The following is a 21,961-nucleotide window of genomic DNA, read 5'->3' as shown; positions in this document are numbered from 1 at the left end:
CCGGTGCGCACCGAGGCCCTCGACGCCCTCCCGGTACGGGAGGCCGTACCCGCCCTGACCGCGGCCCTGAACGCGCACGGCACCGCGGTGCTGTGCGCGCCGCCCGGCACCGGCAAGACCACCCTGGTGCCGCTGGTGCTCGCCGGGCTGGCCGGCGCCGGCGGCCCGGTGCGGCGCGTGGTCGTGGCCGAGCCGCGGCGGATCGCGGCCCGCGCGGCGGCCCGCCGGATGGCGTGGCTGCTCGGCGAGCGGGCCGGGCACCGGGTGGGCTTCACGGTGCGAGGCGAGCGGGTCGTCGGCCCCTCGACGGTCGTGGAGGTGGTCACCACCGGTGTGCTGCTCCAGCGCCTCCAGCGCGATCCGGAACTGTCCGGGGTGGACGTCGTGGTCATCGACGAGTGCCACGAGCGCCATCTCGACGCCGACACGGTCGCCGCGTTCCTCCTGGACGTGCGCGCCACCCTGCGCCCGGAGCTGAGGCTGCTGGCGGCCTCGGCCACCACGGACGCGGCGGGCTGGGCCCGGCTGCTGGGGAACGCCCCGGTGGTGGAGGCGGCGGGGGTATCGCACCCGGTGGACGTGGTGTGGGCTCCCCCGGCGCGGCCGGTGCGCCCGCCGCACGGGATGCGGGTGGACCCGGCCCTGCTCGCGCACGTCGCCGCGGTGGTGCGCCGGGCGCTGGCCGAGCACGAGGGGGACGTGCTGTGCTTCCTGCCCGGCACCGGCGAGATCGCCCGGGTGGCGGGGCAGCTGGGCGGTGTGCCCGCCGAGGTGCTCCAGGTGCACGGGCGGGCCCCGGCGGCCGTGCAGGACGCGGTCCTCGCGGGCGGAGCCGGACGGCGGGTGATCCTGGCGACGGCGGTCGCGGAGTCGAGCCTGACGGTGCCCGGGGTGCGGATCGTGGTGGACGCGGGCCTGGCGCGGGAACCGCGGACCGACCACGCCCGGGGGCTGGGCGCCCTGACGACCGTACGCGCCTCCCGGGCGTCGGCGCGCCAGCGCGCCGGCCGGGCCGGGCGCGAGGCGCCGGGCGTGGTGTACCGCTGCTGGCCGGAGGCGGAGGACGGCCGGCTGGCCGCGTTCCCCGCACCCGAGATCAAGATCGCGGATCTGGCGGAGTTCGCCCTGCAGGCCGCCTGCTGGGGCGATCCCGACGCGTCGGGTCTGGCGCTGCTGGACCCGCCGCCCGCCGGGGCGCTGGCAGCGGCCCGCGAGGTGCTGGCGGCCGTGGGCGCGGTCGACGCCGCCGGGCGGGCCACCGCGCGCGGCGTCCGGATGTCACGGCTGGGCCTCCACCCCCGGCTGGCGCGGGCACTGCTCGACGCGGCCCCGCTGGTCGGCGCCCGCAGGGCCGCCGAGGTGGTGGCCCTGCTGAGCGAGGAGCCACCCCGGGCGTACGGCGACGACCTGGCCGCGGCATGGCGCGAGGCGCGCCGCGGCGGCGCCGGGGACGGGTACGCGGCACGGTGGCGTACGGAGGTGCGGCGGCTGGCCCGCGCGGCCGAGAGGGCCGGCGCTGCGGACGCGGAGGACCCCGGGAGCGGCGCGGGCGGCGGGAACGGCGGGGGCGGCGGGAACGGCGCGGACAGCGGCAACGGCGGGAGCGGCCGGGATGCCGGGCCGTCGGACGATGCGGTGGCCGGGCTGGTGGCGGCGTTCGCGTTCCCCGAGCGGGTGGCGCGGGCCCGCGGCGAGGGCGCGTACCTGATGGCGTCCGGGACCGGCGCCGAGCTCGCGGACGGGTCGCGGCTGCGCAGCGCGCCCTGGCTGGCGGTGGCCGTCGCCGACCGGGGTGCGCACGCCGCCTCGGCGCGGGTGCGGCTGGCTGCCGTACTGGACGAGGACACGGCCCGGACCGCGGCCGCGCACCTGCTGGCTTCGGGTGAGGAGGTGCACTGGGAGGACGGCGAGGTCGTCGCCCGGCACGTGGAGCGCCTCGGTGCGGTGGAGCTGGCAGTACGCCCGCTGCGGGACCCGGATGCGGCGCTGGTGCGCGACGCCCTGCTGTCGGGTCTGGGCCGGGAGGGCCTCGGGCTGCTGCGGTGGACTCCGGAGGCGGCGGGGCTGCGGGCCCGGCTGGCGTTCCTGCACCGGGTGGCGGGCGAGCCGTGGCCGGAGGTGTCGGACGGGGCGCTCCTGGCCCGCGCGGGCGACTGGCTGGAGCCGGAGCTGTCCCGGGCGCGGCGCCGGTCGGACCTGGGGCGGATCGACGCCGGGCAGGCGCTGAACCGGCTGCTGCCGTGGGCCGGCGGTGAGGCGTACCGCCTGGACGAGCTGGCTCCGGAGCGGCTGGAGGTGCCGAGCGGCTCGCGGATACGCCTGGACTACTCGGCCGAGCAGCCGGTGCTGGCGGTCAAGCTCCAGGAGCTGTTCGGGCTGCGCGAGACCCCGCGGGTGGGCGGGGTGCCGGGGGTGCCGGTGCTCGTCCACCTGCTGTCGCCGGCCGGCCGGCCCGCGGCGGTGACCGCGGACCTGGCGTCGTTCTGGCGCGACGGGTACCGGGCGGTGCGGGCCGAGCTGCGCGGCCGCTACCCGAAGCACCCGTGGCCGGAGGACCCGGCGACGGCCGAGCCGACCCGGCACACGAACGCGCGCCTCAGGCGCTGACGGGGACCCCGCCCGGTTCGCCGGTGCTCGCGCCGCCGCCGGCCGTACCGCCCGCGCCGCCCGCCGAGCCGCCCGCCCGGGGGCGCCGGGCGCGGGCCTCGAGCCAGAGCGCGAGGGCGAGCAGCCCGGCGCCGCCGACGGCGAGGCCGACGGGGGCGTAGGTGTGCAGGACGAGGATCTTGGTGCGGTTCGCGGAGACCAGCTTCACCACGTGGCGGATGTAGTCCTCGCGCATCTTGACGTGCCCGTCGAAGACGACGAGCCGCTGGTCGGGCGCGGCCGCGGCGAGCTGGCCGCCGCGCAGCTCCTCGGTGTGGATCTCCTCGCCGTTGACGGGCGCGCCCGTGACGGGGTCGACCCAGAACATCCGCTTGGTGGTGTACCAGCGGCTGGTGCCCATGGTCTTCTCGATGCTCGCCGGGTCGAAGCCCGGGATCGGCATCTTCTTCGGGAAGGGCACCTTGGTCCAGGGGATGGTCTGCTCGAAGTAGTAGACGTCCATGCCGCGGAACGTGCGGGGTCCCACGTAGTGGATGGGCGCGGAGGTGCGGGTCTGCGCGTCGAAGTAGAGGTAGTCCCGCGGCTCGGTGAAGAACGGCCACTTGAACTCGATGCCCTCGCGCCGGACGGGGTCGCCGTCGACCATCTCGCCGCTCGCGTGCACCGGGTCCTGGGTGTGCGCGTCGAAGATGTAGCGCTCGGGGATCGCCGACACCATCTTGCCGTCCGGTCCGACGACGTAGGAGAGCCCGTCCCAGACGACGACGTCCTTGCCCGCGCCGGCTTCGATCTCCTCGGAGCGCTCGACGTTGCCCTTGAGGGTCTGCACGATCGTGATCTTCGAGACCTTCTTGGGCTTGAGCGTGGAGTAGTCGAGCAGGGTCGCGGGAGCGGCCTCCAGGACCGTCTCCTGGTACTGGCTCGGCGGGATCTTCGCCATGCTCGGGTACATCCACCAGCGCATAAGCGGCGCGAGCGTGGTGCAGAACACGGCGAGGGAAAGCAGGACGAGGCTCGCTCTGCGTCGCATGGCCGGGCCTCCTCTCACTGTCCGGGCGCGGACGGGACGCTGGTGAGCAGCGGCTTGGGCGAGGTGGTGCCTTCGGGCGGCCCGATCGCCGTGACGACGAACACGAGGGCCAGCGCGGCGACCAGCCCGATGGCGGCGGCGAGCAATGCGCGCATGGCGGGGCCTCCGGAATCTGATACGGCGTCAGGGCTGGGGCACCGTAGCAATGCGGGGGCGAGATGAGAACACCGGTGCGCGGGCGCGCCCGCGGCACGGTCAGGGGGAGTCGGAGGCCGCCGGGGAGGGGCTCGCACCGGCCGTCGGGGTTGCCGGCGCGGAAGCGGAAGCGGAAGCGGACGCGGATGCGGACGCGGACGCGGACGCGGTGGGCGACGGCGTGGCGGTGGGAGTCGGGGTGGGCGTGGGACTCGGGGTCGGCGTCGGCTTCGGGGTGGGAGCAGGCGTGGGCTTGGGCGTCGGGGTGGGAGTGGGCTTCGGGGTCGGCGTAGGAGTCGGCGTCGGCCTGGGGGTCGGGGTCGGCTTGGGGGTCGGCGTAGGAGTCGGCGTCGGGCGGGCGTCCGGGACCTCGTGGATGCCGTCGACGCCCGAGTAGTACGCGAACCACGACCGCACCGTGTGCAGGTACTCCGCCGAGCGGTTGTAGCTGAGCACCGCGCGGTCCAGATCCGCCCCGACCCGCAGGTCCCGCCCGCCCGCACACAGGTAGCGGCCCGCCGCCAGTGCCGCGTCGAAGACGTTGTCCGGGTTGCGGCGCCCGTCGCCGTCGGCGTCCCGGCCCCACGCGGCCCACGTGGACGGGATGAACTGCATGGGCCCGACCGCCCGGTCGTACACGGTGTCCCCGTCGTACGCGCCGCCGTCGGTGTCCCGGACGAGGGCGAATCCGGAGCCGTTGAGAGCGGGGCCCAGGATCCGGGTCAGCGTGGTGCCCGCGGCGTCGACGAGGCCTCCACGGGCCTGCCCGGACTCGACCTTGCCGATCGCGGCGAGCAGCTGCCACCGCAGTGCGCAGCCGGGGTCGCCGGCCGCGACGGTCCGTTCGGCCTGCCGGTAGGCGGCGAGGACGGTCGCCGGTATCCCCCGGCTGCCCTCCGGGGCGCCGCGCAGCGCCCGCCGTGCCGCCGGCGGCACGGGCCGGGTGACCGGGGCGGGTGCGGCCGTGCGCGTGGGCGCCGGCGCCGGTACCGACGGCGTTTCCGGCGTTTCCGGCGTGCCCGGCGGGTACGGGCTGACCAGCGGCGGCAGCGCCGTGTAGTACGCGGGCCTGCCCTGCGCGGGGTCCGGCGGCGCCGCCGTGTCCCGCTGCGGGAGCGCCCGGCCGGCCGTCGCCGACAGCGTGTCGCCCGCGGCCGGTCCCTGAGACGCCGTCACCGCGCCGGCCACCAGCGCGGAGACGAGGGCCGCCGCCCCTCCCCTGCGCAGCCTGCGTCCGAACCGAGCTGCCATGGCCGGGCCCTCCCCCTTCGACGGCCTTGCGTCCGCGCGACCCTACGACAACCTCCCGTACGGCGACAGCACTTGACGGGCAGCATTCACGGCTTCGCCACGAGCTGCACGACCCGCGCATACTGAAGTGCCGTGATCCACAAAGGGAGGGCGTCATGCCGTTCACGCTCAGCCATGCGGCGGCCGTACTGCCCGCCGTCCGCCGCACGGGCCGGGCCCGCGGCCCGCTCGTCGCCTCGGCGCTCGTCGCGGGCTCCTTCGCTCCCGACCTGACGTACTTCGCCGCGAGCGTGGTGCCCGGCGGGATGGAGTTCGGGACGTTCACGCACTCCCTGCCGGGTGTCCTCACCGTCGACGCGGTGATCACCGCCGCCCTCGTCGGGGTGTGGCTGCTGCTGCGCGAACCGCTCGCGGCGCTGCTGCCCGCCCGCCGGCAGGGCCGCGCCTACGCGCTCGCGCGCGGCGAGTCCTGGCGCGGCCGGCCGCCGCTCGCCCTCGCCGCCTGGTTCTACGTCTCGGCCGTGGCCGGGTCGCTCACGCACGTGGTGTGGGACAGCTTCACGCATCAGGACCGGTGGGGCACCAACCTGCTGCCCGTGCTGCGCCGGGGATTCGCGGGCTTCCCGCTCTACCTGTTCCTCCAGTACGGGGGATCCGCGCTCGCGCTCGCCGGGATCGGATGGTTCCTGGTCACCGCGGTGCGCCGGATGCCCGCGGCTCCGGTGCCCGCCGCGGTGCCGGTCCTCTCGCGGGGCGAGTGGGCGGGGGCGCTCGCCCTGCTCGGCGGCTGCGTGGCGGCGGGGATCACGCAGCGCGTGCTGCGCTGGTACACCTTCTTCGACCACGCACGGAGCCCGCTCGACCTGGTGCCGACGGTCTGCTTCGGTGCGGGGACGGGGCTGGCCGTCGGTCTCGTGCTGTACGCGGCGCTGGTCCGGCTGCGCCGCCGCGGGCGCGGCCCTGCGCCGACGCCCGCCCTCCCGGAGGGGAGGACGGGCGTCCGCCGCTGAGGGCGGGCCCGCACGACCGGTGCGGCCGTACGGGCCCCGGGCTCACCGGGTGCGGTCAGTGGGCCGCGGACTCCCAGTCGGGGCCCACGCCCACCGAGACGTCGAGGGGGGCGCGCAGCTCGACGGCCGCGGCCATCTCGCGGCGGACCAGCTTCTCGACCTTGACCCGCTCGCCGGGAGCGATCTCCAGGACGATTTCGTCGTGGACCTGGAGCAGCATCCGGGACTGCAGCTTCGCCTCGGCCAGTGCGCGGTCCACGCGCAGCATCGCGACCTTGACGATGTCGGCCGCGGTGCCCTGGATCGGGGCGTTCAGCGCCATCCGCTCGGCCATCTCGCGGCGCTGGCGGTTGTCGCTGTTGAGGTCGGGCAGGTAGCGGCGGCGGCCGAGCATGGTCTCGGTGTAGCCCGTGGCCCTGGCCTCCTCGACGACGCGCTGGAGGTAGTCGCGGACCCCGCCGAAGCGCTCGAAGAAGGTGTCCATCAGACCGCGCGCCTCGGCCGGCTCGATGTTCAGCTGCTGCGAGAGGCCGAACGCCGACAGGCCGTAGGCCAGGCCGTACGACATCGCCTTGATCTTGCGGCGCATCTCGGCGTCCACCGCGGACCGCTCCACGCCGAACACCTGGGAGGCGACCGTCGTGTGCAGGTCCTCGCCGGAGAGGAACGCCTCGATCAGGCCCTCGTCCTCCGACAGGTGGGCCATGACCCGCAGCTCGATCTGGCTGTAGTCGGCCGTCATCAGGGACTCGAAGCCCTCGCCCACCACGAAGCCGCGGCGGATGGCCCGGCCCTCGTCCGTGCGCACCGGGACGTTCTGCAGGTTCGGGTCAGTCGAGGACAGACGGCCCGTCGCGGCCACCGTCTGGCTGAAGGTGGTGTGGATCCGGCCGTCCGCGGCGATCGTCTTGATCAGGCCCTCGACGGTGGAGCGCAGGCGGGCCTGCTCCCGGTGCCGCAGCATGATCACTGGGAGGTCGTGGTCGGTCTGCGACGCCAGCCAGGCCAGCGCGTCCGCGTCCGTGGTGTAGCCGGTCTTGGTCTTCTTCGTCTTGGGCAGGCCCAGCTCGCCGAAGAGGACTTCCTGGAGCTGCTTGGGCGAGCCGAGGTTGAACTCGTGGCCCACCGCCGCGTGCGCCTCCTTCACCGCCTGCTGCACCGCGCCGGCGAACTGGGCCTCCATCGCCACCAAGTGGTCGCGGTCGGCCGCGATCCCGGACCGCTCCATCCGGGCGAGCAGCTCGGACGTCGGCAGCTCCACCTCGTGGAGCAGCTCGACCGCGCCGACCTCGCCGAGCCGGGTCGCGAAGGCGTCGCCCAGGTCCAGGACCGCGCGGGCCTGCGCCATCAGCGCCTCCGCCTCGGCCTGCTCGTCCGCGCCGAACGCCAGCTGGCCGTCGCCCGAGGCGGGCTGGAGCTCGCGGCCCAGGTACTCCACGGACAGCACGTCCAGCGCGAAGGACCGGCGGCCCGGCTTGACCAGGTACGCGGCGAGCGCCGTGTCCATCGTGACACCGCCGACCCGCCAGCCCTGGTCGGGGAAGACCCGCATGACGGCCTTGGCGTTGTGCATGACCTTGGGGCGGACCGGGTCCGCGATCCAGGCGGCGAACGCCTGCTCGTCGGCCTCGTCGAGCTGCGCCGGCTCGAACCAGGCGGCCGCGCCCCCGGCCGCGGCCAGCGCGATCTCGGTGACGCTGCCGGTGCCCTGCGCCCACGTGTCGACGGTCGCCACACCGAGCACGCCGCTCGCGTGCGACTCCAGCCAGGCCGTGAGCTCACCGGCGCCCAGCACCGAGGCGTCCAGCTCCACACCGGCCGCCGGAGCGGGCTCCTCCGCCTCGACCGCACCCGGGTCCACGGCCAGCAGCCGCTCCCGCAGCGAGGCGTTGCGGATCTCCAGCACCTCCAGGAAACCGGTCACGCCCGCCCGGTCGTACGGGGCGCGCACCAGGTCGGCCGGGGCCTTCGGCAGCTCCACGTCCCGGACCATCTCGGTCAGCACGCGGTTGAGCTTCACGGCCTCCAAGTGGTCCCGGAAGTTCTGCCCCGCCTTGCCCTTGACCTCCTCGGCGCGCTCGACGAGCTCCGCGAACGAACCGAACTGGTTGATCCACTTCGCCGCGGTCTTCTCGCCGACGCCCGGGATGCCGGGCAGGTTGTCCGACGGGTCGCCGCGCAGCGCCGCGAAATCCGGGTACTGCTGCGGGGTGAGGCCGTACTTCTCCTCGACCTTCTCCGGCGTGAACCGGGTCAGCTCGGAGACGCCCTTCGTCGGGTACAGCACGGTCGTGTACTCGCTGACCAGCTGGAACGAGTCACGGTCGCCGGTGACGATCAGCACGTCGAAACCGGCCGCCTCCGCCTGCGTCGCCAGCGTCGCGATCACGTCGTCGGCCTCGAAGCCGTCCACCGCGAACCGCGGCACGCTCATCGCGTCCAGCAGCTCGCCGATCAGCTCCACCTGGCCCTTGAACTCGTCGGGCGTCTTCGAGCGGTTCGCCTTGTACTCCGGGAACTCCTGCGAGCGCCACGTCTTGCGCGATACGTCGAAAGCCACCGCGAAGTGCGTGGGCGCCTCGTCGCGCAGGGTGTTCGCCAGCATCGACGCGAAGCCGTAGACGGCGTTGGTCGGCTGGCCGCTCGCCGTCGTGAAATTCTCCGCCGGCAGCGCGAAGAACGCCCGGTACGCCAGGGAGTGCCCGTCCATGAGCATCAGCCGGGGCCGGCTCGCTGCGCTCTTGTCTTCCGTCTTCTTCGATGCTGTCTCTGCCACGCCCCCGATCCTAGGCGGCCGCACTGACAAAACCGGCGTCGGCGATGTCCGCGGACCGTGACAGGATCGGACACGTACAGAAAAGACGTGCAGCATGCTCGAAGGGGAGCGCCATGGCCGCCAAGCCGCCCACAGGTGATCCGGTACAGGACGCGCCCCAGGTCGCGCCCCCCAGCCACGCCGCCGCAGGCCTGCCCGCCATCGGCCACACCCTGAAGATCGCACAGCAGCAGATGGGCCTGCGGCGCACCGCGCAGACCCTCCTCAAGGTCAACCAGAAGAACGGCTTCGACTGCCCCGGCTGCGCCTGGCCCGAGGGCGACAAGCGCCACACCGCGGAATTCTGCGAGAACGGCGCCAAGGCCGTGGCCGAGGAGGCCACGCTGCGCCGCGTCACCCCGGACTTCTTCGCCGCGCACCCGCTGGCCGACCTCGCCGCGCGCTCGGGCTACTGGCTCGGCCAGCAGGGCCGCATCACGCAGCCGATGTACCTGCCCGAGGGCGCCGACCGGTACGAGGCCGTCACCTGGGAGCGGGCCTTCGCGATCATCGCGGAGGAGCTCACGGCCCTGTCCTCGCCCGACCGCGCCCTCTTCTACACCTCGGGCCGCACCAGCAACGAGGCCGCGTTCCTGCTCCAGCTCTTCGCCCGCGAATTCGGCACGAACAACCTGCCCGACTGCTCCAACATGTGCCACGAGTCCTCCGGCTCCGCGCTCAACGAGACCATCGGCATCGGCAAGGGCAGCGTCTCCCTGGAAGACCTCCACCAGGCCGACCTGATCATCGTCGCCGGGCAGAACCCGGGCACCAACCACCCGCGGATGCTGTCCGCACTGGAGAAGGCCAAGGCCTCCGGCGCGAAGATCATCTCGGTGAATCCGCTGCCCGAAGCCGGCATGGAGCGGTTCAAGAACCCCCAGACCCCCCTGGGCATGATCAAGGGCACCGCCCTCAACGACCTCTTCCTCCAGATCCGCATCGGCGGCGACCAGGCCCTCTTCCGCCTCCTCAACAAGCTCGTCCTGGAGACCGAAGGCGCCACCGACGACGTCTTCATCCGCGAACACACCCACGGATACGACGACTTCGCCGCAGCCGCCCGCGCCGCCGACTGGGACGAGACCCTCACCGCCACCGGGCTGACCCGCACCGAGATCGAAGAGGCCCTGGGCATGGTCCTCGCCTCGCAGCGCACGATCGTCTGCTGGGCCATGGGCCTCACCCAGCACAAGCACTCCGTCGCCACCATCCGCGAGGTCGTCAACTTCCTCCTGCTGCGCGGCAACATCGGCCGCCCCGGCGCCGGCGTGTGCCCCGTCCGCGGCCACTCCAACGTCCAGGGCGACCGCACGATGGGCATCTTCGAGCGCCCCGCGCCCGCCTTCCTCGACGCCCTCGACAAGGAATTCGGCATCACCTCGCCCCGCGAGCACGGCTACGACGTCGTCCGCTCCATCCAGGCCCTGCGCGACGGCGAGGCCAGCGTCTTCTTCGCGATGGGCGGCAACTTCGTCGGCGCCACCCCCGACACCGAGGTCACCGAGGCGGCGATGCGCAAGGCCTCGCTGACCGTCCACGTCTCGACGAAGCTCAACCGCTCCCACGCGGTCACCGGCCGCCGCGCCCTGATCCTGCCCACCCTCGGCCGCACCGACAAGGACGTGCAGGCCTCCGGCAAGCAGTTCGTCACCGTCGAGGACTCGATGGGCATGGTCCACGCCTCCCGGGGCAACCTGCCCCCCGCGAGCCCCCACCTGCTCTCCGAGCCCGCGATCGTCGCCCGCATGGCCCGCGCCGTGCTCGGCGATGCCTCCCGCACCCCGTGGGAGGAGTTCGAGGAGGACTACGCCGCCATCCGCGACCGGATCTCCCGGGTCGTGCCCGGCTTCGAGGACTTCAACGCACGCGTCGCCCGGCCCGGCGGCTTCACCCTGCCGCACGCCCCCCGCGACGAGCGCCGCTTCCCCACCAAGACCGGCAAGGCCAACTTCACCGCGGCCGCCGTGGAGTACCCGCGCGTCCCCGCGGGCCGACTGCTGCTGCAGACCCTGCGCTCGCACGACCAGTACAACACCACGATCTACGGCCTCGACGACCGCTACCGCGGCATCACCGGAGGCCGCCGGGTGGTCCTGGTCAACCCGCACGACGCCCGCGAGCTGGGGCTCGCCGAGGGCTCGTACACGGACCTGGTCGGCGAGTGGAAGGACGGCGTGGAGCGCCGCGCCCCCGGCTTCCGGGTCGTCCACTACCCCACGGCGCGCGGGTGCGCGGCGGCGTACTACCCGGAGACCAACGTGCTGGTCCCGCTCGATTCCACCGCCGACACCAGCAACACCCCCGCGAGCAAGTCCGTGATCGTCCGCTTCGAGCCCGCGAACCGGCAGGCAGACTGAAGCCCCGCCGGGTCGGGTGATATGAAGAGCGTCGTTAACGGTCGTTTACGAACGGAGTCGGCCCCATGGGCGAGCAGACCCAGGTGAAGTTCCCTCAAGAGGTCATCGACGAGTACGCGGAGCTCGGCGTGGACCTGCCCGCACTCTTCTCCGCCGGAGACCTCGGCACCCGGATGGGCATCCAGATCCTGGAGGCGGCCGCCGACCGCGTCGTCGGCGTCATGCCCGTCGAGGGCAACACCCAGCCCTACGGCCTGCTGCACGGCGGCGCCTCGGCCGTACTCGCCGAGACCCTCGGCTCCATCGGCACCATGCTCCACGGCGGCAGCACCAAGCTCGCCGTGGGCGTGGACCTGAACTGCACCCACCACCGCGGCGCCCGCTCCGGCCTGGTCACGGGCGTGGCCACCCCCGTCCACCGCGGCCGCTCCACGGCCACGTACGAGATCGTCATCACCGACGAGCAGGACAAGCGGATCTGCACGGCCCGCCTGACCTGCATGCTCCGCGAGGTCGGCGCCCCCGCCGCGCTCGCGGCCGCCACGGGCGCCTGACCCGCCCGGCGCACCACCGCGCCCTCCCCCGGGACTCCCCGGCCCCCAGGGACCCCAAGGACCCCGGGGGCCCGGGGAGTCCCGGCGGATCCCCGGCATTTACCCGGAGGCGGTTGTCCCGCCGATCGCGACCGCCTACCGTCCCCTCCATGGGGACCGCGCCGCACACCCTGGGCCGGCACGCCGGCTGCGTGCTCCTCGCGGCACTGGCACTGAGCGGATGCTCCGGTTCCACTCCTTCCGCCCCGCCGACCCCGCCCGCGACCGGCAGCAGCCCCGCGCCGCGCACCAGCTCCCCCGCCGACATCTGCACCGCCCTCGTCTCCTACTGGGCCCGCGAGGCGCTCACGGGCGGTAAGTGGGCCGGGCTCGACTGGGAGCAGAAGGGCATGTCGAACGGCCAGTACGAGATCCACGAGCAGATCGTGGCCGAGGCCCGCGCCGCCGAGCGAACTTCCGGACGCCAAGCGGGACTTGACCTCATCGACCGCCGCGTGAGACAGCGCTGCACCGAGGAGGACGGGGCCACCCGCAGCTCCGAGAACTGGCGGCCGCCGGCCTGAGCCGCCTCTCCGGATTCCGCTCCGCCTGTCCGCCTTCCGGTCACCCGGCCGCCCGCGCACGGGCCGGACCCGCGCGGCTGGTCGGAACCGGTTTCCGCACCCCGCACACCCGTGGGCACCGGGCGTCGACACCACCCGGACAATTACCCTCCGTAAACATCACCCATTTTGAAATAACGCCCTGAACAGGGCTTTCTTGCCCGTGGACCCACCGGAGGAAGCACCCCGGACACACGGTGCTACCAAAATGTTCAAACGATCAGCGTCAGCACCATGGGGCCCTCAAGCGCCTTAGCGGAACGGGGAATTCTCACCATGCGGACATCCACCCCCACCCACAAAGGCCCGAAATGCCCGTACTCCCGGCACACATTCTTGGCCTTGGCATAACAAGAGCGTCACATCCTCCTTTCCCCGCTCCCCCAGCTCGCCACCTCCGCTCTAGAGTCACGGCCAGTCACCGCGCCGCCGGGCGCTCCTCAGCACGGCCGTGCACCTCCCAGTGCGGCCCGGCGACACAACGGCACCTCACAGAGGGAGCCGCGCCAGGGAAAGGAAGAATCGTGCGACACCGTTCTTTGCTCGTCCTCACCACCGTGATCACCACGGGAGCACTGACCCTCACCGCCTGCGGATCGCGCGACGGAAAGACCGACGAGGGCAAGACCGACGGCAGCAAGAAGACCGTCGTCGTCATCGGCGTCGACGCCCCGCTGACCGGCTCGCTCTCCGCCCTGGGCCAGGGCATCAAGAACTCCGTCGACCTCGCGGCCAAGACGGCCAACAAGAACAACGAGGTCCCCGGAGTCGAGTTCAAGGTCGAGGCCCTCGACGACCAGGCGGTCCCCGCCTCCGGTCAGGCCAACGCCACCAAGCTCGTCGGCAACAAGGACGTCCTCGGCGTCGTCGGCCCGCTGAACTCGGGTGTCGCCCAGCAGATGCAGGGTGTCTTCGCCTCCGCCAACCTGGCGCAGGTCTCGCCGGCCAACACCAACCCCTCGCTCAGCCAGGGCGACAACTGGGGCAAGGGCGAGTACAAGCGCCCCTTCAAGACCTACTTCCGCACCGCCGCCACCGACGTGGTCCAGGGCAAGTTCGCCGCCCAGTACCTCTTCAAGGACGCCGGCAAGAAGAAGGTCTTCGTCGTCGACGACAAGCAGACCTACGGCGCCGGCCTCGCCGCGATCTTCTCCGACGAGTTCAAGCGCCTCGGCGGCAAGGTCGTCGACACCGACCACGTCACCGTCAAGGAGACCGACTTCTCCTCGACCGCCGACAAGGTCAAGACCTCCGGCGCCGACTCCGTCTACTTCGGCGGCCAGTACCCCGAGGGCGGCCTGCTCTCCGACCAGATCAAGAAGACCGGCGCCAAGATCCCCGTCATGGGCGGCGACGGCATCTACGACCCGGCCTTCATCGCCGCGTCCGCCGAGGCCAACGACGGCGACCTCGCCACCTCCATCGGCTACCCGGTCGAGAAGCTCCCCACCGCCAAGACCTTCATCGCCGACTACGCAGCCGGCGGCTACAAGGACCCGTACGCGGCCTACGGCGGCTACTCCTACGACGCCGCCTGGTCCGTCATCCAGGCCGTCAAGGCCGTCGTCGCCGCCAACGGCGGCAAGGTCCCGAACGACGCCCGCGCCAAGGTCGTCGACGCCCTCGGCAAGGTCTCCTTCGACGGCGTGACCGGCAAGGTCGCCTTCGACGAGTACGGCGACACCACCAACAAGCAGCTCACCGTCTACAAGGTCGAGGGTGGCGCTTGGAAGGACGTCAAGAGCGACACCTTCACCGAGTAGCACTCCCCCAGGCCCCCGGGCCTGACCCGCAGCACCAAATGAACCAAACCGCGCGAGGGCGCAAACAGCGCCCTCGCGCGGAGTCTTATCCGACACGCTCATCGGAGGCCCTGCGGTGAACGAACTGCCGCAACAGCTGGCCAACGGCCTTGCCCTCGGTGCCCTTTATGGCCTCATAGCCATCGGGTACACCATGGTCTACGGCATCGTCCAGCTCATCAACTTCGCCCACGGCGAGATCTTCATGATCGGTGGCTTTGGCGCCCTCACCACCTACACCGTTCTCCCGAGCGGTACCTCACTCCTGGTGGCGATACCGCTCATGATCATCGGTGGCGCGATCGCCTCCGTAGCGGTCGCCACCGCCGCGGAACGCTTCGCATACCGACCCCTGCGCAGCGCGCCCCGGCTCGCCCCGCTCATCACCGCCATCGGCCTCTCCATCGCGCTCCAGCAGCTCGTCTGGCAGTTCTACCCGGACGCCAAGAAGGCCGTGACGTTCCCCGAGATCACCGGTGACGCCTACCAGATCACCGAACACCTCTCGATCCAGCGCGCCGACGCCTTCGTCCTCGCCCTCGCCCCCCTGTGCATGCTCGCCCTCGGAGTCTTCGTCTCCAAGAGCCGCAGCGGCCGCGCCATGCAGGCCACCGCACAGGACCCCGACACCGCGAAGCTGATGGGCATCAACACCGACCGCATCATCGTCATGGCCTTCGCCATCGGTGCCGCGTTCGCCGCCGTCGCAGCCGTCGCCTACGGCGTCGACAAGGGCCAGATCAACTTCGAAATGGGCTTCATCCTCGGCCTCAAGGCGTTCACCGCAGCCGTCCTCGGCGGCATCGGCAACATCTACGGAGCCATGGTCGGCGGCGTCGTCCTCGGCATCGCCGAATCACTCTCGATCGCCTACATCGAGGACATCCCCGGCATGCAGCAGCTCGGCGGTGGAGCCTGGTCCAACGTCTGGGCGTTCGTACTCCTCATCGTCGTCCTCCTCGTCCGGCCACAAGGCCTGCTCGGCGAGCGCGTCGCGGATCGGGCGTGAGAACCATGACCACCGACAGCACCACGAAGACCACCACCGCGGGCGCCCCCAAGAGCAGCCTGCTGTACACGATCATCGGCGGCAGCCTCGCCGCGATCGTCAGCACCTACCTCGCCTGGACCTGGACCACCGACTTCCCCGGTGACCTCACGATCTACGGCAGCCCCGCCCCGCTCCAGATGCTCACCCTCGTGGGCGCCCTCCTCACGGCCGCCTTCGCGCTCTCCGCGCTCGGCACCAAGGGCTTCCGCTGGCTCACCCCCACCGGCGCCCGCAAGGCCGTCTGGCTCCTGGCCCTCGGCACCTTCGCCACCACCCTGTTCACGGTGCTCTCCATCACCGTCGAACTCGGCGGCTTCGCCCACCTGGAACCCGGCGCCTACATCGCCGTCGTCGCCTCGCTCGTCCCGGCCCTCGCCGCGTACAAGCTCCCCGACGACACCCGCAAGGCCGCCCCGGCCAAGCAGCTGCCCTCCTGGGCCGAAATCCTCATCATCACCGCGGCGTTCGCCGTCGGCCTCTACGTCGTCACCTTCGGCATCGACACCGACGACAAGGAACCGCAGCTCTTCATCGCGTACCTGATCATCGTCGGCTTCGCCACGAGCGCCCTCCTCAAGTCCGGGCTCATCGAACGGTTCTCCGCACTCACCGCGAACAACCGCCAGGTCACGATCATCGGCACCATGGCCGCAGCCGTCGCCTTCCCGTTCATCCAGCAGAGCGGCGACACCTACACCCTCATCGCGGTCAACATCCTCATCTTCGCGACCGTCGCCCTCGGCCTCAACGTCGTCGTCGGCCTCGCGGGCCTCCTCGACCTCGGCTACGTCGCCTTCCTCGGCGTCGGCGCGTACACCGCAGCCCTCGTCTCCGGAAGCACCGCCAGCGCCTTCGACGTCAAGTTCCCCTTCTGGGCCGCAGTCCTCGTCGGAGCCCTCGCCTCGCTGGTCTTCGGCGTGGTCATCGGCGCCCCGACCCTGCGCCTGCGCGGCGACTACCTCGCCATCGTCACCCTCGGCTTCGGAGAAATCTTCCGCATCGCCATGGGCAACCTCGACGGCGTCTCCGGCCCCGACATCACCAACGGGCCCAACGGCATCCCGAACGTCCCCCACCTCGAAATCCTCGGGTGGAACTTCGGCGAATCCCACATCGTCATGGGCATCGAGCTCGGCGCCTACGCCAACTACTACCTGCTCATGCTCCTCGTGATGGCCCTCGTCATCGTCATCTTCGCCCGCGCCCAGAACAGCCGCATCGGCCGCGCCTGGGTCGCCATCCGCGAAGACGAGACCGCCGCCACCGCCATGGGCATCAACGGCTTCCGCGTCAAGCTCATCGCCTTCGCCCTCGGCGCCACCCTCGCGGGCCTCGCCGGCACCGTCCAGGCCCACGTCAACACCACGGTCGTCCCCGAGAACTACGTCTTCGCCGGCCCCGTGCCCCCGAACTCCGCGTTCCTCCTCGCCGCCGTCATCCTCGGCGGCATGGGCACCATCCGCGGCCCCATCCTCGGCGCCGCACTGCTCTTCCTGATCCCGGCCAAGCTGCAGTTCCTCCAGGACTACCAGCTCCTCGGCTTCGGCATCGCCCTCATCCTGCTCATGCGCTTCCGCCCCGAAGGCCTCATCGCCAACAAGCGGGCGCAGCTCGAGTACCACGACGACACCGCTGACCAGGCCCCCACGGACCTGGCCACCGCCAAGGCGGGGGCGTGAACGACATGACGACGACCACCACCACCAACGCCACACCCGTCCTCGAAGCCAGCGGCGTCACCATGCGCTTCGGCGGCCTCACCGCCGTCCGCTCCGTGGACCTCACCGTCAACGCAGGCGAGATCGTCGGCCTGATCGGCCCCAACGGCGCCGGCAAGACCACCTTCTTCAACTGCCTGACGGGGCTCTACATCCCCACCGAGGGCACCGTCAGCTACAAGGGCACGGTCCTCCCGCCGAAGCCCCACCTGGTCACCCAGGCCGGCATCGCCCGCACCTTCCAGAACATCCGGCTCTTCTCCAACATGACCGTGCTGGAGAACGTCCTCGTCGGACGCCACACCCGGACCAAGGAAGGCCTCTGGTCCGCCCTCCTGCGCGGCCCCGGCTTCAAGAAGGCCGAAGCCGCATCCGAGGCCCGGGCCATGGAACTCCTCGAGTTCATCGGCCTGCAGAACAAGGCCCAGCACCTGGCGAAGAACCTCCCCTACGGCGAACAGCGCAAGCTGGAAATCGCCCGGGCCCTCGCCAGCGACCCCGGCCTCATCCTCCTCGACGAGCCCACCGCCGGCATGAACCCACAGGAAACCCGCGCGGCCGAAGAACTCATCTTCGCCATCCGGGACATGGGCGTCGCCGTCCTCGTCATCGAGCACGACATGCGCTTCATCTTCAACCTCTGCGACCGCGTCGCCTGCCTCGTCCAGGGCGAAAAGCTCATCGAAGGCACCGCATCCGTCGTCCAGGGCGACGAACGCGTCATCGCCGCCTACCTCGGCACCCCCTTCGAGGGAGACCCGGGCGCGGAAGAGGTCGCCGAAGTCGAAGCCGCAGAAGCCGCCGCCGAAACCGAGGCCGAAACCCCCGCCGAAGCCGCCGCCGAACCCGTCGAGTCGACCGAAACCGCCGACACCACCGACGAAACGGCCGACACCGAAGCGGACACGGAAGCCCCCACGGCAACCGAACCCGCCGAGGACAGCACCACCCGCACGGAAACGGAAGGAGAGGCCAAGTGACCGCACTGCTCAAGGTCGAAGACCTCAAAGTCGCCTACGGCAAGATCGAAGCCGTCAAGGGAATCTCCTTCGAGGTCAACCAGGGCGAAATCGTCTGCCTCGTCGGCACCAACGGCGCCGGCAAAACCACCACCCTGCGCACCCTCTCCGGCCTCATCAAGCCCCGCTCGGGCAGCATCACCTTCGACGGCCAGCCCCTCAGCACCGTCCCCGCACACAAGATCGTCGCCCTGGGCCTCGCCCACTCCCCCGAGGGACGCCACATCTTCCCCCGGCTGACGATCGCGGAAAACCTCCAGCTCGGTGCGTTCCTCCGCAGCGACAAGGAAGGCATCGAGAAGGACATCGAGCGCGCCTACGAGATGTTCCCCATCCTGGGCGAACGCCGCAAGCAGGCCGCAGGAACCCTCTCCGGCGGCGAGCAGCAGATGCTCGCCATGGGACGCGCCCTCATGTCCCAGCCGAAGCTCCTCATGCTGGACGAGCCCTCCATGGGCCTGTCCCCGCTGATGATGCAGAAGATCATGGCCACCATCTCCGAGCTCAAGGCAGCCGGCACGACGATCCTCCTCGTCGAACAGAACGCCCAGGCGGCGCTCTCGCTGGCCGACCACGCCCACGTGATGGAAATCGGCAAGATCGTCCTCTCCGGCACCGGCGACGAACTCCTCCACAACGAGGACGTCCGCAAGGCCTACCTCGGCGAAGACTGACCCCCGCCACACACGACTGAGGCCCGCCCCCGGATCCCATCCGGAGGCGGGCCTCACTCGTCATCCGCCTCAATCGCCCGTCGTGCCGTCCAGCAGCTCCCGCAGAATGTCCAGATGACCGTTGTGCCGGGCCGTCTCCTCCGTCAGGTGAAGCAGGATCCAGCGCAGATCGACGTGCACGCCACCGCGAACCGGCCGCTTCGCCCGATCGCCCAGACCACACCCGGCGACCAGCTCCCGGTAACGCACACTCTGCCCGGCGTACTCCTCGAGCAACTGCCCGAGCGGGAAGTCGACCGCAATACGCATCTCGCGGTCCGGATCCTCCTCGGTCCAGGGACCCCCGTCCTCCTCACCGAGAAAGACCACCTGGAACCAGTAATACTCCACCCAGCGGAGATGGCTCACCAACCCGCTCACGGTCATCAGCGGCGAACCCGGCAGGAGCGCCTTGCGGGCGTTCTCCGCAGAGACGCCCTCACACTTGGCGCGCACGGTGTCGCGTGCGTAGTCGAGGAACGTGGTGAGCTGCGTGCGCTCGTCCCACGCAGAAGGCGTGTCGTCGATTCTTGTCATCGTGCGAAGCGTCGCCGATCACACGACCGATGTCGAAGCATTTACCGACGACACCCCCGGCACGACCCGCCGGACAGACCCCTAGCCCTTGGCCGCCTTCTTCTCCTCGGCGTCCTCGATGACCGCCTCGGCGACCTGCTGCATCGACATGCGCCGGTCCATCGACGTCTTCTGGATCCACCGGAACGCAGCCGGCTCCGAGAGCCCGTACTGCGTCTGCAGCACGCTCTTCGCCCGGTCCACCAGCTTGCGGGTCTCCAGCCGCAGCGAGAGGTCCGCGACCTCCTTCTCCAGCGCCTTCAGCTCCGCGAACCGCGACACCGCCATCTCGATGGCCGGCACCACGTCGCTCTTGCTGAACGGCTTCACCAGATACGCCATCGCCCCGGCGTCCCGCGCCCGCTCCACGAGATCGCGCTGCGAGAACGCCGTCAGCATCAGCACCGGCGCGATGGACTCCTCCGCGATCTTCTCCGCCGCGGAGATCCCGTCCAGGACCGGCATCTTCACATCGAGGATCACCAGATCCGGCCGGTGCTCCCGCGCCAGCTCGACGGCCGTCTGCCCGTCCCCGGCCTCACCGACGACGGAGTAGCCCTCCTCCTCGAGCATCTCCTTGAGGTCGAGGCGGATCAGCGCCTCGTCCTCGGCGATGACGACGCGGGTCGTCAGCGGCGGGACGTGCGACTGGTCGGCGTCGACGGGCGTGGGCGACGACTCGTGCTCGGCGGCGGTCACGGGGGCTCCTTGGTACGGGGCAGTGCTGCTGGAATGAGCCTACCTAGCAGCGCCGCTACCTGGTCACCGGGTACACTCCGTCGTGCGGTCTTGCCGGGTTGGCGCAATTGGTTGACGCGGAGGTCTCAAACACCTCTGTCCGCAAGGACATGTGGGTTCGAATCCCATACCCGGTACCAACGAACAAAGCGGATGTTCACGTTCTCGTGAACATCCGCTTTTTGCTACTCGCATATCCCAGCCATTACGCAGAGTGGCCGCATGGAGTTCCACAGCCTGGAAGTACGCCAAAAGGCCCTGACCCTCCTCCGGGGCGGAGCCAGGAACGCGGACGTGGCCCGGCAGCTGGTCGTCCCGCTCGGCACCGTCAGCTACTGGAAGCACGTGGACCGCGCCGCCCGGGGAGAATGCCCGGGGGCGCACGACCCCACCTGTCCGCGATGCGACGGGAGCGATCTGGACGAACCCGCCTACGTCTACCTGCTCGGCCTGTACCTCGGAGACGGCCACATCAGCCAGTACTCCGGGCACCGCGTACCGAACCTGATGGTCACCTGTGGGGATGACTGGCCAGGACTCATCGATGCAGCAGAGAAGGCCATACACGCTGTGTTTCCTGAGAACAGGACCTGCCGCGTCCAACGCATCGGCTGCCAGAACGTCAAGGTGTACTCGAAGCACCTGATCTGCTTGTTCCCACAGCACGGGCCCGGCCGGAAGCACGAACGCCCCATTCACCTCGAACCGTGGCAGCAGGCGCTCGTCGATGCGAACCCATGGGAGCTCGTGCGTGGACTTATCCACTCCGACGGATGTCGGATCACCAACTGGACCACGCGCCGCGGCAAGCGCTACGAGTACCCCCGGTACTGGTTCACGAACGTCTCGGACGACATTCGCAAGCTCTACACCGACACCCTCGACCGGCTGGGCGTCTCGTGGACGTCGTGCACGCGGCACGGAAAGCCGTACAACATCTCGGTGGCCCGACGGGCGTCCACCGCGTTGATGGACGCCCACGTCGGGCCGAAGTACTGAAAGAGGGGCGGCGTCAGCTGCCCTCGGTGATGGCCGGGGCCGGGTCGTACTTGAAGTTCGCCGGGCCGAAGTTGGCCGTCACGAAGCGCTCCCAGGAGCCGTCCTGGACCATCTTCTTCAGGGCGATGTTGATCTGCGAGCGGAGCTGGGTCTCGCCCTTCTTGACGCCGATGCCGTACTGCTCGTTGCTCAGGCTCAGGCCGACCAGCTTGAACGCGCCCTGGTACTTCTTCTGGGCGGCGAAGCCGGCGAGGATCGAGTTGTCGGTGGTCATCGCGTCGAGGTGGGTCTCCTTGAGGGCGACCGCGCACTCGGAGTAGTTGCCGAGCTCCATCAGGCCGGCCTTGGGGGCGAGCTTTTCCTTGACGTTGCGGGCCGAGGTGGAGCCGGTGACGGAGCACATCAGCTTGTTGTTGAGGTCTTCGGCCTTCTTGATCTTCGTGTCGCCGGCGCGGACGAGGATGTCCTGGTGGGCGGTGAAGTACGGGCCGGCGAAGTCGACCTGGGCCTTGCGCTTGTCGGTGATCGAGTAGCTGGCGACGACGTAGTCGACCTCTCCGTACTGGAGGAGGAGCTCGCGGTCGGAGCTGGTGACCTGCTTGAACTCGATCTGCTCGGGGGTGTAGCCGAGGTCCTTGGCGACGTAGCGGGCGACGTCGACGTCGAAGCCGGTGAAGGTGTCGTTGGTGCCCTTGAATCCCAGGCCGGGCTGGTCGTACTTGATACCGATGGTGATCTTGTCCTTCTCGTCGCCGTCGTCGCCGCCGAAGCAGCCGGTGGCGGTCAGGGAGAGGGAGAGGACGAGGACGGCAGCGGACAGACCGGCTCGGGAGACCTTCATGGTGCGGGACTTCCTTTGGTGGTGCGACGAAAGGAAGTGCGCATACGTCTTCCTCGGCTGCAAGGAACCTAGAGAGGTGT

The 21,961-nt window shown here is 70.9% G+C and carries 18 protein-coding genes and 1 tRNA gene; 12 read left to right on the top strand and 7 right to left on the bottom strand.

What is annotated here, in order from left to right; all coding sequences use genetic code 11:
* Positions 1–3 precede the first annotated feature (3 nt).
* Positions 4–2,607, top strand: a complete 2,604-nt coding sequence (hrpB, locus tag ACZ7H1_RS17890) for an ATP-dependent helicase HrpB (protein WP_470787699.1) — start codon at positions 4–6, stop codon at positions 2,605–2,607.
* On the opposite strand, the gene pgfA is transcribed toward hrpB, so the two are convergent.
* From pgfA to ACZ7H1_RS17875, 3 genes are all read right to left on the bottom strand, one after another.
* Positions 2,597–3,637 carry a cell envelope lipid trafficking protein PgfA gene (gene pgfA / locus ACZ7H1_RS17885; RefSeq protein ID WP_470787698.1) on the bottom strand — a complete coding sequence of 347 codons (1,041 nt, stop codon included), beginning with the start codon at positions 3,635–3,637 and terminating at the stop codon, positions 2,597–2,599. The genes hrpB and pgfA overlap by 11 nt on opposite strands.
* A 14-nt stretch (positions 3,638–3,651) precedes the next feature.
* Positions 3,652–3,792 (bottom strand): SPW_0924 family protein, encoded by a 141-nt coding sequence (locus ACZ7H1_RS17880; RefSeq protein WP_470787696.1) that lies wholly within the window; start codon positions 3,790–3,792, stop codon positions 3,652–3,654.
* A gap of 100 nt (positions 3,793–3,892) precedes the next feature.
* A complete protein-coding gene (locus ACZ7H1_RS17875; protein ID WP_470787695.1) occupies positions 3,893–5,083 on the bottom strand; it encodes a lytic transglycosylase domain-containing protein in 1,191 nt (396 codons plus the stop codon).
* 155 nt (positions 5,084–5,238) lie between these two features.
* On the opposite strand from ACZ7H1_RS17875, the gene ACZ7H1_RS17870 reads away from it, so the two are divergent.
* On the top strand, positions 5,239–6,093 hold the full coding sequence (locus ACZ7H1_RS17870; RefSeq protein ID WP_470787694.1) for a DUF4184 family protein: 855 nt from the start codon (positions 5,239–5,241) through the stop codon (positions 6,091–6,093).
* Between the two features lie 55 nt (positions 6,094–6,148).
* Here ACZ7H1_RS17870 and polA read toward each other — a convergent pair whose 3' ends face one another.
* Positions 6,149–8,869, bottom strand: a complete 2,721-nt coding sequence (gene polA / locus ACZ7H1_RS17865; RefSeq protein WP_470787693.1) for a DNA polymerase I — start codon at positions 8,867–8,869, stop codon at positions 6,149–6,151.
* A 113-nt stretch (positions 8,870–8,982) separates the two neighbouring features.
* Here polA and ACZ7H1_RS17860 point away from each other — a divergent pair, with 113 nt between their 5' ends.
* The 8 genes from ACZ7H1_RS17860 to ACZ7H1_RS17825 all read left to right on the top strand — a co-directional run bounded on the left by ACZ7H1_RS17860 (position 8,983) and on the right by ACZ7H1_RS17825 (position 18,688).
* Entirely contained in the window at positions 8,983–11,268 is a 2,286-nt protein-coding gene (locus ACZ7H1_RS17860) for an FdhF/YdeP family oxidoreductase (protein ID WP_470787692.1), read from the top strand.
* Positions 11,269–11,333: 65 nt separating this feature from the next.
* Positions 11,334–11,822: a PaaI family thioesterase gene (locus ACZ7H1_RS17855; RefSeq protein ID WP_470787691.1), complete on the top strand. Its 489-nt coding sequence runs from the start codon at positions 11,334–11,336 to the stop codon at positions 11,820–11,822.
* A gap of 149 nt (positions 11,823–11,971) precedes the next feature.
* The gene (locus tag ACZ7H1_RS17850; protein ID WP_470787689.1) at positions 11,972–12,385 is read left to right on the top strand and encodes a hypothetical protein; all 414 of its coding nucleotides are present in this window, start codon (positions 11,972–11,974) and stop codon (positions 12,383–12,385) included.
* A gap of 563 nt (positions 12,386–12,948) precedes the next feature.
* A complete protein-coding gene (locus ACZ7H1_RS17845) occupies positions 12,949–14,187 on the top strand; it encodes a branched-chain amino acid ABC transporter substrate-binding protein (RefSeq protein WP_470787688.1) in 1,239 nt (412 codons plus the stop codon).
* A gap of 115 nt (positions 14,188–14,302) precedes the next feature.
* Entirely contained in the window at positions 14,303–15,235 is a 933-nt protein-coding gene (locus ACZ7H1_RS17840) for a branched-chain amino acid ABC transporter permease (protein WP_470787686.1), read from the top strand.
* A 5-nt stretch (positions 15,236–15,240) separates the two neighbouring features.
* The gene (locus tag ACZ7H1_RS17835) at positions 15,241–16,956 is read left to right on the top strand and encodes a branched-chain amino acid ABC transporter permease (RefSeq protein ID WP_470787685.1); all 1,716 of its coding nucleotides are present in this window, start codon (positions 15,241–15,243) and stop codon (positions 16,954–16,956) included.
* A 5-nt stretch (positions 16,957–16,961) separates the two neighbouring features.
* Positions 16,962–17,975, top strand: coding sequence for an ABC transporter ATP-binding protein (locus ACZ7H1_RS17830; RefSeq protein WP_470787939.1), 1,014 nt, complete (start codon positions 16,962–16,964; stop codon positions 17,973–17,975).
* Complete coding sequence (locus tag ACZ7H1_RS17825; protein ID WP_470787684.1) at positions 17,972–18,688, top strand: ABC transporter ATP-binding protein; 717 nt, start codon at positions 17,972–17,974, stop codon at positions 18,686–18,688. The genes ACZ7H1_RS17830 and ACZ7H1_RS17825 overlap by 4 nt, the downstream gene beginning before the upstream one ends.
* A 69-nt stretch (positions 18,689–18,757) precedes the next feature.
* Here the strand turns inward: ACZ7H1_RS17825 and ACZ7H1_RS17820 are convergent, their stop codons facing one another.
* Positions 18,758–19,264, bottom strand: a complete 507-nt coding sequence (locus ACZ7H1_RS17820) for a DinB family protein (RefSeq protein WP_470787682.1) — start codon at positions 19,262–19,264, stop codon at positions 18,758–18,760.
* Between the two features lie 81 nt (positions 19,265–19,345).
* A complete protein-coding gene (locus ACZ7H1_RS17815) occupies positions 19,346–20,002 on the bottom strand; it encodes an ANTAR domain-containing response regulator (RefSeq protein WP_470787681.1) in 657 nt (218 codons plus the stop codon).
* 92 nt (positions 20,003–20,094) lie between these two features.
* Between ACZ7H1_RS17815 and ACZ7H1_RS17810 the strand changes: the two genes are divergently transcribed.
* Positions 20,095–20,181 (top strand) — tRNA-Leu (locus ACZ7H1_RS17810).
* 82 nt (positions 20,182–20,263) lie between these two features.
* Entirely contained in the window at positions 20,264–21,040 is a 777-nt protein-coding gene (locus ACZ7H1_RS17805) for a helix-turn-helix domain-containing protein (RefSeq protein WP_470787680.1), read from the top strand.
* Between the two features lie 13 nt (positions 21,041–21,053).
* Here the strand turns inward: ACZ7H1_RS17805 and ACZ7H1_RS17800 are convergent, their stop codons facing one another.
* Positions 21,054–21,881, bottom strand: coding sequence for a glutamate ABC transporter substrate-binding protein (locus ACZ7H1_RS17800; protein ID WP_470787679.1), 828 nt, complete (start codon positions 21,879–21,881; stop codon positions 21,054–21,056).
* Positions 21,882–21,961: the final 80 nt, after the last annotated feature.

The sequence above is a fragment of the Streptomyces sp. NPDC037401 genome, from assembly GCF_055602345.1.
This window is presented reverse-complemented; position numbering and strand designations above follow the sequence as displayed.